Here is a 12726-nt window from a genome sequence, read left to right on the forward strand (position 1 = left end):
CCGGGCCCCGCCCCGAGAAGAGCGGAACGGAGCGCGAGTCATGCAGCAGAACATCGTCCGCACCCGCGACGTGACCAAGTGCTACCGCATGGGCAAGGTGGAGGTGCACGCCCTGCGGGGCGTGGACCTCGAGATCCGCGCCGGCGAGTACATCTCGATCATGGGCCCCTCGGGCTCCGGCAAGACCACGCTCTTCAACATGGTCGGCGGCCTCGACAAGCCCAGCACCGGGAAGGTCTACATCGAGGAGGTGGACGTGGCCCAGCTCGACGCCTACGAGCTGGCCTGGCTGCGCTGCCGCAAGATCGGCTACATCTTCCAGACCTTCAACATCATCCCCGTGATGACCGCCCTGGAGAACGTCACCCTGCCCATGGTCTTCGCGGGCCTCACCACCGACGAGGCGCGCGACAAGGGGGTGGAACTGCTCAAGGTCGTCGGCCTCGGCGACCGCCTGTCGCACAAGCCCTTCGAGCTCTCCGGCGGCCAGCAACAGCGCGTGGCCATCGCCCGCGCCATGGCCAACGACCCCAGCCTCATCCTCGCCGACGAGCCGACGGGGAACCTGGACATCAAGACCGGCACCGAGATCATCGAACTGCTCAAGCAGCTCAACAAGGAGAAGAGCGTCACCATCATCTCGGCCACCCACGACCACAAGATGCTCAGCGCCTCGGACCGCATCGTGTGGATTCGCGACGGCAAGGTGGACCGCATCGAGGAACGCCGCGACCTGAAGATCGAGGTGGGCACCATCGAGGGCGAGGACTGAGCCCCGGCCCCCCCGCGCCCGCGCCGATGCGGCCCAGAGAGGCTCCCGTGGCCACCCCAGCTTCAGGCCCCGCCTACAACCCCGAAGCCGTCCACGACACGCGGCACGCCCGGCGCCGCTCGTCGCTCATGCTCTTCAGCGTCCTCGCGCTCGCCGCGGTCGCCGCCCTCCTCACGACCGTGGCCCTGCTGATGGCCCCGCCCGACATGACCATCGGCCAGGCGCGGGCCCGCGGCCTGGGCCTGATCGCGGCCACCCTGGCGGCGGTGCTCCTCGTCGCCGCCTTCTGGCAGCGCTACCTCATCCGCGCCGCCAGCCGCGACTCCGCCATCCTCCAGCGCACGGTGGCCGCCCTGCGGCGGCGCGAGGCCTCCGACCAGGCCGAATTCACCCTGATGTCCTGCATCGGTGACCTGATCGAGGTTTTCACCCGCACCCGACACCTGGAGCCGATCCTCCACGAGGCCGCCCGAGTCCTCCAGCCCACCTTCCAGGCTGATGCCCTCGTGCTGCAACTGCACGAGCCGGAGACCGGCCGCGTCGCCCTCGCTGTGGAGCAGGGCGACCATCAGCTCGACCTGGGCGAGGAGACGCGCCGCGCGGTGATCGAAGGCGGCAAGTCCATCCTCGCCAACGAGCTCTCCGCCAGCCCGGGCTTCGGCAATCTGGCGCAGCGTGGCTACGCCTCGCTGATGGTCGCGCCGCTCGGCCGCGGCCGGCGCAGCACCGACCGCAGCATCGGCCTGGTCGCCGCCCTCGGAAGACGCGCGAGCGCCTTCACGGGGCATGAGCTGGCCCTCCTCACCCGATTCGCGCGCCACGCCGGCCTCCTCATCGAGAACGCACAGCTCTACAAGCGGGCCGAGCGCCTCGCCGAGCGCGACGGCCTGACTGACCTCTACAACCAGCGCCACTTTGTCGCCATGCTCAACGCCGAGATTGCCAAGGGCGCAAAGCTCAGCGCCCCCGTCGCGCTGCTGATGGCCGACCTCGACAACTTCAAGCAGTACAACGACGCCCACGGGCACCCCAAGGGCGACGTGGCCCTCCGCGAGGTGGCCAGGATGCTGGCCGAGAACACCCGCCAGCGCGACATCGTGGCCCGCTATGGCGGCGAGGAGTTCGTCATCATCCTGCCCGCCACCGGCCGCGCCGGCGCCCGCCGCGTGGCCGAGGCCATCCGGGCCGAGGTCGAGCGCTTCCGCTTCCCGGATGCGGAGCGGCCCGGCGCGATCACCATCACCATCGGCGTCGCCGTGTTCCCCGACGATGCCACCAACGCCGAGGCCCTCATCCAGCGCGCCGACGATGCCCTCTATCGCGGCAAGCGCGCCGGCAAGAACCGCGTCACCTGGGCCTCCGAACCCGCCGAGCCGCTGCCCCAGGACGCCGAGCCGCCGACCAGCCGAGCCTCAAGCCCCCTGCCCCCGCCCGCGGCACAATGAGGACCCCTATGAGCCCGATTCATCCAGCCGACCCGCTCGTCCCGCTGCTCCTTCTGGCGGCCGTTGCCCTGGGGGCCACAGTGGCCCACGCTGCGGACGCCTCGCCCGACTGGGCGGCTCTCGCCCTCGAACCCCCCGCGATCAACACGGCGCCCGGCCCCGAGTACGCCGACACGGCCCGCGACATGAACATGGTCATCGGCATGGACCGCACCCCCGGCGGCCGCCTCTGGGCCGCCTGGGTGAGCGGCGGCGACAGCGAACTTGCCTACTTCGTCGCGGCCACCAGCGACGACGGCGGCGACACCTGGTCGGCCCCGCGCCTGGTGATTGACCCGGCGGACTCCCCCACCGGCCTGCCGCACCGCACCCTCGTGGGCAACTTCTGGACCGACCCGAAGGGCCGACTGTGGCTCTTCTTCGACCAGGCCATGGGCTACTTCGACGGCCGCGCCGGCGCCTGGGCCATCACCTGCGACAACCCCGACGCCGAGCGCCCCGCCTGGTCGGCCCCCCGCCGCATCTGGCACGGCTGCACCCTCAACAAGCCCACCGTTCTCAAGGACGGCACGTGGCTCATGCCCATCTCGCTCTGGCGACGCGACCGCATCCACGCCTCCACCGAAAAGCACCGCCCCACCTGCAACCCCAAGGCCATCCCGCCCGGCTTCCGCGACGCCTTCCACGACCTCGACCCCGAGCGCAGGGCCCACGTCTTCGCCTCCACTGACGAGGGCAAGACCTGGGAGAAGCGCGGCGGCGTCCTCTTCCCCCGCTTCGACTTCGACGAACATATGCTGGTGGAGCTACGCGACGGCCGCCTCTGGATGCTCGCCCGCACGGGCGACGGCATCGCCGAGAGCCACTCAACCGACCAGGGCCGCACCTGGTCGCCCCCCAGAATCCGCTTCCCCAACATCAACGCCCGCTTCTTCATCCGCCGCCTCGCCTCGGGCCGCCTGCTCCTCGTCAAGCACGGCCGCATGGACGAGCGCACACCCCAGCGCTCCCACCTCACCGCCGTCCTGTCCGACGACGACGGCCAGACCTGGCGGGGCGGCCTCGTGCTCGACGAACGCGCCGGCATCTCCTACCCCGACGGCTTCCAGGCCCCCGACGGCACCCTCTCGATCATCTACGACCACAGCCGCTACGGCGCCGCCGAAATCCTCCTGGCCCGCTTCCGCGAGGACGACGTGCTCGCCGGCGCCTTCAAGTCCCCCGGCGCCAAGCCCCGCATCCTCGTCAACAAAGCCATCGCCCGCACACGCACCCCGTAGCGCCGCCAGGCTCCGCACAGCAAACCCTGCGCCATCCGGCACGCATGTCCAGACCTGCCAACTCCTTACGGCCTCCGCCCTTTGCCTGTTCGCCTCTCGCGTGCCCCCGGCCCGCCACACGCCCCGCCAATCGTAACCCCGGTCAGGCCAAGGGCGAGCGGCGGACTCTTCTCCCTCCACCCTGTACAATGACTTTCCCCCCCGAAACTGTTGGGTAATAATTTTCGTGGCACAGCGCACAATCCGCAACCGCCCGAAATTCACCGACTTACGCCGACCACAGGACTCCTATTCCTGCCCCCATTTCCGCCCCATATGAGTTATTCCCTCCTTGCGCAGTTGCCGGCGACGGGCAATGCTGACGGCCGCGTAGCCGAGGTGAAGGCACGCGGCAATGTCCCTCAGCCGCCACGGAGGCGGTTGCGATATGAACTCTGGCCCTCGCCAGGGGCACCTTCTGCGCCTGTAACCAGGCACCGCGCCCCTCCAGCGCTCGCCCTTGCTGTTCTCTGCTCTCTTTTCTCGTCCCTACGCTCTGCGTGGGGACGGGCCTATTGGCCGCTCCGCGGCCTCTTCTTCTTCGGGGAAGATTGGACGCCGGATTCAAGAACCTCCCGCGGGTTGCGAACCCGCGGGAGGTTGGGGTTGGACGCGGGAGCGTCCGGATCATCGCCCCCGTGCGGAGCATAGGGGCGAGAAGGGCGAAGAAGCGTAGGGGCGAGCATGCGATTACTGGGTACGAACGGGGCATGGGCACTCGCTATGTGTCCCCACCCGTTCACGCGTCACGCACCATGCGCTTCACTTCACCAGCGCGGCCTTGCTGCGCGACATGGTCATGTCCACCTGTGCCGCCGCGCCCGTCATATAGTGGATGGCCAGCTTCACGTCTTCCTCGATCTCTTCGCGGCTCAGGACGCCCACGGCCACGGTGTCGGTGGGCTTGATGTGCTGGTAGACGAATGAGAAGCCGGTGGGCGGCTGGATGCGGCCGGACCCCAGCGGCTTGATGCTGATGATCGGAATCGGGCACTCCTGGATCAGGCGCGCTGTCCAGTCGGTCTCCACCGAACACAGGAAGCCGTCGGAGTTGAACGGCAGGGTGAGCGTGGCGCAGTCGTAGTTCTGCTTCACCACGGCGCGCAGCGATTCGGGGCGGTGGTTGCTCAGGCCGGGCACCATGTCGAGCTTGCGGATCAACTCGGCCGCCTCGGGGTAACCGTGGATCTTCAGGTGCGCCACGTCCAGATACGCCTCGGTCCAGCACGTGTGCGGCATGCAGAACTCGGGGCCGAGGTCCTTCGCCTTTCGAATGCCTTCCTTCAGTTCCTCGAGGTTCGAGCCGCTGGGGGTGCAGAACCAGATGGTGTGGACGCCGGTGAGCTTCTTCACGGCCTCGCGGATCTTCACGAAGCGCTCCATGGGGCCGCTGATGAAGCAGTTGATGCCCAGCCGCGCCCCCGCGGCCATGATCTCGATGATCAGGTCGTCGGTGTAGACGCGGCGGATCCAGGCGTCGCGCGCCGCGCTGATGTGCGAGTAGCCGAAGAAGCTGTTGGACCCGCACATGAGCCTCGAAACCTGGTAGCCGCCAATCTCCGTCATCGGTAGAGCCACGCACATTCTCCTCGCGCACAGGGAAGCGTCACAACTCCGCATCTATCATCCTACAGGCGCCGCCGAGCGGAGTCAATCGAGCGGCGCGATCGGCGTGGGGGCCGGAATTGTGGGCGGGGTGGTTCTCTCTGGAGCCTGAAGGGCTCGCATGGGATAGCCCAGGGCAACGCCCTGGGTTCAGCGGGATTCACGGGTCCAGCCCTGAAGGGGCGAGATAGAAGCTCTCTATTCCGCCCTTTCAGGGCTGCCACGGGGCGGTCTTGTTCCCAGGGCGTTGCCCTGGGCTATCCCATTTCGCTCCTTCGGAGCTCCCGCAGCCACCTACAACTCCAGCCCACACCCGCACGATCGGCGTGGGGCAGCCCCGGACGGCTCTGGGGCGCGGTCCCCAGGAAGTCGAGCTTGCGCTCGGGAAGGAGGCGGCCTAAGATGAGTGCCGGGCCGCCGCCTGATTCACCAGAGGGCGGGGCATCGCCCTGGTCCGAGGCTGCGCAGCGCAAAGGAGGCCGGCATGGTCAAAGCCCTCGCCCACGTGTGCTTTACGGTCCGCGATCTGGACGCGTCCATCGCCTTCTACTGCGAGAAGCTCGGGCTGAGGCGCGCGTTCGACTTCGTGAACGACAAGGGGGAGCGCTTCGGCGTCTACCTGCACCTCGGCGGGCGGAACTTCATCGAGCTGTTCAGTGGCCAGGCAGGCGAGCCGGCCAAGGGCCAGAGCTTCCGCCACATCTGCATCGAGGTGGACGACGTGGCCGCCACGGTAGCCGACCTGCGCGCCAAGGGCGTGGAAGTCACCGACCCGAAGCTCGGCAGCGACCAGAGCTGGCAGGCCTGGCTGGCCGATCCCGACGGCAACCGCATCGAACTGCACGGCTACACTCCCGAGAGCTGGCAAGCGCCTCACCTGAGGTGAGCGCGGAGAGGCCGCTCGACCCTATCTACCGGAGACCGGACTGATGGGACGGCACCTTGGGGCTTTGCTTGGCATGCTACTCTGTGTCGGCGCTGCGCGCGCGGAGAACTGGCCGCAGTGGCGCGGGCCAGCGTTCAACGGCTCCTCAACCGAAACAGGGCTGCCAGCGGCCTGGGACATCGCGACGAAGTCGAATGTCGCCTGGGTGGCTCCCCTGCCCGGCCCTTCCGCCGCCACTCCCATCGTCTGGGGCGACCGCGTGTTCGTTAGTTCCGTGGATGCGGAGACCCGAGAGCTGGTCGCGCTGTGCCTGGATGCGACTTCGGGCACGCGGCTCTGGCGGAAGGCGGTTGGCAAGGACCGCAAGGCGCCGGTCGGCGGCAACAACATGGCTTGCCCCTCGCCTGTAACGGATGGCAAGACGGCCTGGTTCTACTACGGCACGGGGACGCTCGTGGCCCTCGACTCCGGGGGCAAGGAGCTCTGGGCGCGCGAGCTGGAGAAGGACTACGGCGAGTTCGTGGTCAAATACGGCTACAGCTCGAGTCCCCTGCTCTTCAAGGGCAAGCTGTACGTCCTCGTCATGCAGAACGCCAGCGCCCAGAAGTACAACCGCGCCCACGACAAGCGGGCCGAGCCCCTCGAGTCATTCCTTCTCGCGCTCGACCCGGCCACGGGGAAGACCCTGTGGCGGCACGTTCGGCCGACCGATGCGCCTGACGAATCGGTCGAGAGCTACCTCACCCCCACCCCCTACGAGGGCAGCGGCCGAGCCGAGATCATCATCCCCGGCGGCGAGTGCGTGACGGGGCATGATGCCGAAACGGGCGCCGAGCTGTGGCGGTGGTGGTATCAGCCCAATGACCGGCAAGCGTGGCAGCGCACGGTCAACTCCGCGGTGCCCGGCGACGGACTCATCTTCGCGGTGCGGCCCAAGCACCGCTCCGTCTACGCCATCAAGGGCGGCGGCAAAGGCGAACTGGGCGCGGGCGACCTCGCCTGGCGGCTCGACAAGACCGTGCCCGACGTGCTCACGCCCCTCCTCTACCAGGGCCGCCTCTATGTGGCGAACGACGCCAACCGCGTGATGGCCTGCCTCGACGCCACGACGGGCAAGGTGCTCTGGGAGCACAGCCTGGAGATGAAGGGCGTGCTCCGCGCGTCGTTCACAGCGGGCGACGGCAAGATCTACGTCATCAGCCAGAATGGCGAGGTCGCCGTCCTGGCAGCCGGCGACGAGTTCAGGGTGCTCTCCCGCGTCCAGATGGGCGAAGGCCCGTGCACGGCCTCCATCGCCATTGCGGGCGGCAAGCTGTTCATTCGCACGGCAAGGAACCTGTGGTGCATCAGGGCGGGCACGTAGCACGACAGGAATGATGAGACCGATGAAACGAGGCGGCACATTTCTTCGCGGGTCCTGTCGGCCCTCTCGGTCCTGTTCGTCCTATAGACCCCATCGGGAACGCCAACCAGGAGCCTTCGATGGAGCTCACCCGCATTTCGGCCTGCACCTACCCGCTTCGGGCCAAGCCCGCCGCCGAGGCGCTCGCGGCGATGGGCCAGGCGGGGTTCAAGAAGGTTGACCTCTGGGGCAATGTGCCCCACTTCTCCGCCGACCCTGCGCGATGCGACCCTTCCGCGCTGGAGGCCGCGGCGAGGGCGGCAGGTGTTGGCATCGCCAATCTCGGCACTTACTGCGGAGGGGACTTCGCCTCGGACTCCGAGGAGGTCCGAGCCAGGTCGCTCGCCGAGATGAAGGCGACCATTGACCTGGCGGCTCGCTTCGGCGCGCGCTCGATCCGCGTGCGCCCCGGGACGAGCGAGGACCCGGCCATCATCCCGCGCCTTGTGCCGCTCTTCGCCGAGAGCGCGGCCTACGCGGCGACCCGCGGCATCTACCTGGGGATGGAGAACCACGGCGGCAGCCTGGCGGGGAACGTCGAGGCGGCGGTCCGCCTGTGCGAGGCCGTCGGCTCGCCGCACTTCGGCATCCTCTACGAGCCCTGCAATTTGTCTCACGCGCGGGTGGACTACAGGGCGGCGTTCGAGGCATTCAAGCCCTGGATCGTCCACATCCACGTCAAGGACGGCCGCTGGGCCGCCGACAAGTTCCAGGCGACGCACCTCGGGGAGGGGGAGATTGACTATCCCTGGGTCGTTGGGAGGATGGAGGCGATGGGCTACCGCGGCGACTACGCGCTCGAGTACGAAATCTGCGACGTTGAACCGCTGGAGACGGCGCTGCCACGTTGGCTGAGCTACTTCGCTCGGCTTTGAGCGTTGAGCAGGCGAAGGACGGCATCCGGTGAGGCGACTCCTGCCTCCACCGCGAAGAGGGCCTCGGCGTTCGCGGCCCGATAGCCGTCCGCGGCGGGCGCCAGGCGCTTCGCCGCCTCCTCCGCAGGCATCGGGCGCCTGGCCGAGCCCACGGTGTCCGCCCACAGCAACGGCCGCGGTGCCCAGAGGACCAGCCACTGCGGCACGTCGCCCACCTTCAGCACATTCGGCGCGTAGGCCCATTGCGGGAGGGGCAGCGGATCGGCGATGGCGAGGGCCAGGCCTCCCATCGCGCCTTCCACCACTCCGGCGGCAAGGTCATCCGAGAGCGCCCCGGCAAGGGCGGCGATCCACCCGACGGCCCCTCGCGCGACCACAGCAACCCGCTCCGCGCCCTGCGCCTTCAGGTAGCGGGCGGCGCACAGGACATCCCAGGCCTGTTGAGCGAGAAGCGGACGGCCGAGCAGCACGGCGTCGCTGGCGCAGTGGTTGAGGTTGACGCGGCCCTCGCCGAGCGCCCGAGGCTCCAGCGCCAGCACGGGGAGGCCCGCCTCCAGCAGCCCACGAACGACCGGCGACACGCGCGCCGCCGCTTTGCCGCCGTCGTCGAGGACGATGGCGGCGGGACCATTAGCCACCACTTGCCTGGGATGGATGAGAAGCGCGGGGACCTCCAGCGGCGGCGCGACTTCGGTGGCGAGGGCAAGGCGCTCGATCTGGTGGCCCTGCCACTCGAACTTGCCCAACTCGCGAGCAGCCGGCGGAGGGGGGGCGGGCGGGCCGCCGAGCGTCTCCCAGAGCTTCGCCCGCAAGGCCTTGGCCCAAGCCGCATAGAGGGCGGGTTCGCTCGGCACCCTCGCGTAGCCGGCCGCGAGACGCTCGGCTTCGGCCCGGACCAGATCCACGTAGCTCCGGGCGCCCTCGGGCAGGCGCCCCTCCTTCAGGCAGAAGAGGTCTGGGCAGCCGGGCTTGTCGGGCGCCACCGTCGGCTCGGGCAGGGGCGAGCCGTCGCCTATGCCGAGGAGCCACCGAGCCAGCCAGCCGCAGGCGGCCTCGCGCAGCGGCTGCGCCCAGCCGTGGGGCAGTTCGGCCTCGAAGAGCCGCACGCGGTCTGCGGCGCCCGCAAAGGCGTAGAGTCTGCCTGCTCTCTCAATCGTCTGGCGGGCGCCGGCGATGGGAAAGATGCCGTCCTTCGCCCCATTCGCGGCGAGGAATGGGCGGGGCGCGTTCAGGCCGACGATCTCGAACTGCTCCATCTGGCGGAGGATGCCGGGCATGTGGTTGCAGATGCAGTGGTCGCCGCCGTCCTTCACCCAGGCGTGGTAGGAGCACACGAAGCAGCAGGCGGCCCCTGCGGCAACCCGGGGCTCCAGGGGCATGGTGTAGAAGGTGTTCTCGCCGCCGCCCGAGTTGCCCGTGAGGCCGAGGCGCTGCGGGTCAACGTCGGGCCGGCTCACCAGGTAATCCACGCAGCGAATCGTGTCCCAGGTGATGAAGCCCTCATTGGTCCAGCCCACCAGGAGCGCGGGATAGCCGACCGCGTGCGAGTAACCGGGCAGCTTCCGCTCGCCTTGCCCGATCGGGTCGTAGGAGAGAACGAGGAAGCCGTGCGCGACGAGGGCCAATTGCCCCGTGCGATAGAGCGGGTAGTTCTTGCCGTCGGGGATCGCATGGCCCGGCACCACAATGACAGCCGGCTTGCGCGCGGGGCCGCGCCTGGGCACGTAGACGTTGGCGGTGACGTAGAAGCCCGGGCGGCTCTCGAAGACCACGTTCTCGATGGTGTAGGTGTCGCGCTCCGCTCGCCCTGTCACGCGGGCGTTCAGCGGCGTGCGCTCGGGCCAGGGCTTGAGGCCGAGAGCGCGCTGAAGGGCATCGGCAGTCCCGTTGCGCCGCTCCGCCCATTCCTCTCTCGTGGCGGGGTCGGCCCTCGTGCCACACAGGGCGAGGCACGCCTCGATGTTGAAGCGTAGAGCGTCGGCCGAGGCAGGGAGCTTGCCCTCGAACACCCGCCACGTTGCATCGTCAGCCATGGTTTCCTTGTCCTTGCCTGCATCGGGTTGTGCGGCGAGCGCAACCAGCATGGGAGCGAGAAGAATCAGGGCCACTTGCGTCCACATGGCTTCCCCCTGAAGCAGTTCGCCTCATCCTTCCGCTCCGCGAGTATAGATAGGTGTCTGGTTGTGCGCAAGCGGTTTCCCCTGGTTGACATGCGGGCGGGAATCGCGAGAATCACAAGGCGCCGGCACTCGCCCCAACGCGCCTGTACAGAGGAGCCTGTCCCGCAATGAAGCTGATGCTGATCCGACACGGCGACCCCGACTATGCGAACGACGCGCTCACGCCGCTGGGGCACGAGCAGGCCCGGCAGCTCGCCGAAGCTCTGGCCAACGTTCGCCTGGATGCGCTCTTCGCCTCTCCCCTGGGGCGCGCGCAGCTCACGGCGGCTTACACGTCGCGGCGCAAAGGCATGGCCATCACCACGCTCCCCTGGCTTCGCGAGCTGAATGGCAACTACGGTGCCGCGCTGTGGGCGTGGAACCTGAGTGGCAGCGCGACTTTTGCGAACGGCCACCGCTTCACGGTGGACGACTGGCCCGCGCACGTGCCCTATGGAGCGCACATGCCGCCGGTGGCCTCAGAGTTCTGGCAGACCTTCGATGCGTTTCTGGCCACCCTCGGCTACCCGCGCAGCGGCCTCGGCTATCGCGCGGTCGAGGGAGACGAGCGCACCCTCGCCTTCTTCTGCCACGCCGGCGTGATCCTCACGCTGTTGGCCCACCTGCTCCACATCCCGCTGCCCATCGTCTACGCACAGTTCGCGTGCGACCCCGCGAGCCGCACGACTCTGCGGTTCGAGGCGGCCGATGGTTTCGGCATATTCCGTCTCGAGGCCCTCAACGACCTTTCGCATACCCTTGTGCCGCCGGTTGCGTGAGGCGTCCTGCGCCCTTACAATGCCAGGCGCTCTCATGCAGTCGCTCCCCTTGGCCCAGGAGGACATGGCAGCATGGCAAAGGAATTGCGGAACGTGTGGCTCTGGCTCTCGTCGGGCGACCTGCGCACAGAACTGCGGCAACTCGAGGACGAGGGACGCGACACCTCGCGCTTCAGGGCGAAGCTCGAGCGCCTAGCCGCCCTTGGCGACGAGCAGCTCTTCCTGCCGGCCAACCAGGAGAAGGTCGGGGCGCTGCTCGACGCCGCCCAGAAGCTCCCCATGCGGAAAGGCTACGCGTTCGACGAGCCGTCCGATCTCCCGGGCATCCGCAGGCGGCGCCCCCGCGGGCCGCGTCGCTTCGCCCAGCGGCTCTCGGATAAGGCCCTCCTCGACCGCATCATGGGCGCATGGCTCGGCCGCTGCGTGGGCTGCCTCCTCGGCAAGGCGGCGGAAGGCGTTCGCACGGGCGAGTTCTGGCCCTTCCTTCAGCTCACCGGGCAGTTCCCTATCGCCGACTATATCCGCTTCGGCGCCAGGGGGAAGGCGGCGAAGCAATTCCCGCAGTTCGCCCGCCGCGCCTGGTGCGACAACATTGACCACATGCCGATTGACGACGACACGAACTACACGACCACCGGCTATCTGATCGTGAAGCAGCACGGTGCGGACTTCACGCCGGCCGATGTGGCGCAGTTCTGGATGGGCAACCTGCCGCTCCTGGCCACCTGCACTGCCGAGAGGGTGGCCTACCGCAACTTCGCCCTCCAGGTCCAGCCGCCGGCCAGCGGCAGCTTTCGCAACCCGTACCGCGAGTGGATCGGGGCGCAGATTCGCGCCGACGCCTTCGGCTACCTCAGCGTGGGCAACCCGGAGCGTGCCGCCGAATTCGCCTGGCGCGACGCCTGCATTTCCCACATCAAGAACGGCATCTATGGGGAGATGCTCATGGCCGCGATGATCGCCGCCGCCCCGTACTGCGACGATCCCACCGTGGTCGTCCAGGTGGGCCTCTCGGAAATCCCCAAGACCAGCCGCCTCTACCGCGATCTGGCCGAGGTGTGCGACTGGTATCGCCAGGGGCTCTCCTACGACGATGCCGTTGCGATGATCCACGACAAGTGGGATGAAACGGTCGGGCACGACTGGTGCCACACGAACTCCAACGCCGCCATCTGCGTGGCCGCGCTGCTGTGGGGCGACGGCGACTTCGGCGCGAGCATCTGCCGCGCCGTCCAGCCCTGCTTCGACACCGACTGCAACGGGGCGACCGTCGGCTCCATCGTCGGCATGATGCTCGGCGCCAAGGCGCTGCCAGCGAAGTGGACCGGGAAGCTCCACAACACGCTCAAGACCAGCCTCAAAGGGCACGAGACGGTCGAGATCACAGGGATTGCGCGCGACACGTTTGACCTTTTCAAGAAGATCCAGGGCTAGGAGCCTGTCCAAGAATCCCCGTGGGCTGCGTTGCCGGCGCCAGCGGGGCG

The 12726-nt window shown here is 68.5% G+C and carries 10 protein-coding genes; 8 read left to right on the forward strand and 2 right to left on the reverse strand.

The genetic code is table 11. The features are described 5' to 3' along the window. Positions 1-40 precede the first annotated feature (40 nt). Genes PLE19_09655 through PLE19_09665 form a run of 3 tightly spaced genes read left to right on the forward strand, consistent with a single transcriptional unit; the run spans position 41 to position 3497 of the window. Positions 41-772, forward strand: coding sequence for an ABC transporter ATP-binding protein (locus tag PLE19_09655; GenBank protein ID HPD15205.1), 732 nt, complete (start codon positions 41-43; stop codon positions 770-772). 47 nt (positions 773-819) lie between these two features. Beyond that, a complete protein-coding gene (locus tag PLE19_09660) occupies positions 820-2217 on the forward strand; it encodes a sensor domain-containing diguanylate cyclase (protein ID HPD15206.1) in 1398 nt (465 codons plus the stop codon). A gap of 8 nt (positions 2218-2225) precedes the next feature. Beyond that, the gene (locus tag PLE19_09665; GenBank protein HPD15207.1) at positions 2226-3497 is read left to right on the forward strand and encodes a sialidase family protein; all 1272 of its coding nucleotides are present in this window, start codon (positions 2226-2228) and stop codon (positions 3495-3497) included. An 801-nt stretch (positions 3498-4298) separates the two neighbouring features. On the opposite strand, the gene PLE19_09670 is transcribed toward PLE19_09665, so the two are convergent. After that, on the reverse strand, positions 4299-5114 hold the full coding sequence (locus tag PLE19_09670) for a hypothetical protein (protein HPD15208.1): 816 nt from the start codon (positions 5112-5114) through the stop codon (positions 4299-4301). Positions 5115-5625: 511 nt separating this feature from the next. Between PLE19_09670 and PLE19_09675 the strand changes: the two genes are divergently transcribed. From PLE19_09675 to PLE19_09685, 3 genes are all read left to right on the forward strand, one after another. Beyond that, complete coding sequence (locus PLE19_09675; GenBank protein HPD15209.1) at positions 5626-6027, forward strand: VOC family protein; 402 nt, start codon at positions 5626-5628, stop codon at positions 6025-6027. 73 nt (positions 6028-6100) lie between these two features. Next, positions 6101-7390 (forward strand): PQQ-binding-like beta-propeller repeat protein, encoded by a 1290-nt coding sequence (locus PLE19_09680; GenBank protein HPD15210.1) that lies wholly within the window; start codon positions 6101-6103, stop codon positions 7388-7390. A gap of 119 nt (positions 7391-7509) precedes the next feature. Next, a complete protein-coding gene (locus tag PLE19_09685) occupies positions 7510-8304 on the forward strand; it encodes a sugar phosphate isomerase/epimerase family protein (protein HPD15211.1) in 795 nt (264 codons plus the stop codon). Here the strand turns inward: PLE19_09685 and PLE19_09690 are convergent. Further along, positions 8286-10337, reverse strand: a complete 2052-nt coding sequence (locus PLE19_09690) for an acetylxylan esterase (GenBank protein HPD15212.1) — start codon at positions 10335-10337, stop codon at positions 8286-8288. The two genes, PLE19_09685 and PLE19_09690, sit on opposite strands and share 19 nt — an antisense overlap. A gap of 254 nt (positions 10338-10591) precedes the next feature. On the opposite strand from PLE19_09690, the gene PLE19_09695 reads away from it, so the two are divergent. Next, positions 10592-11242: a histidine phosphatase family protein gene (locus PLE19_09695; GenBank protein HPD15213.1), complete on the forward strand. Its 651-nt coding sequence runs from the start codon at positions 10592-10594 to the stop codon at positions 11240-11242. 72 nt (positions 11243-11314) lie between these two features. After that, entirely contained in the window at positions 11315-12676 is a 1362-nt protein-coding gene (locus tag PLE19_09700; protein ID HPD15214.1) for an ADP-ribosylglycohydrolase family protein, read from the forward strand. The last annotated feature ends 50 nt before the right edge of the window (positions 12677-12726 follow it).

The organism is Planctomycetota bacterium, assembly GCA_035384565.1.
In the GTDB taxonomy this organism is placed as follows: domain Bacteria; phylum Planctomycetota; class PUPC01; order DSUN01; family DSUN01; genus DAOOIT01.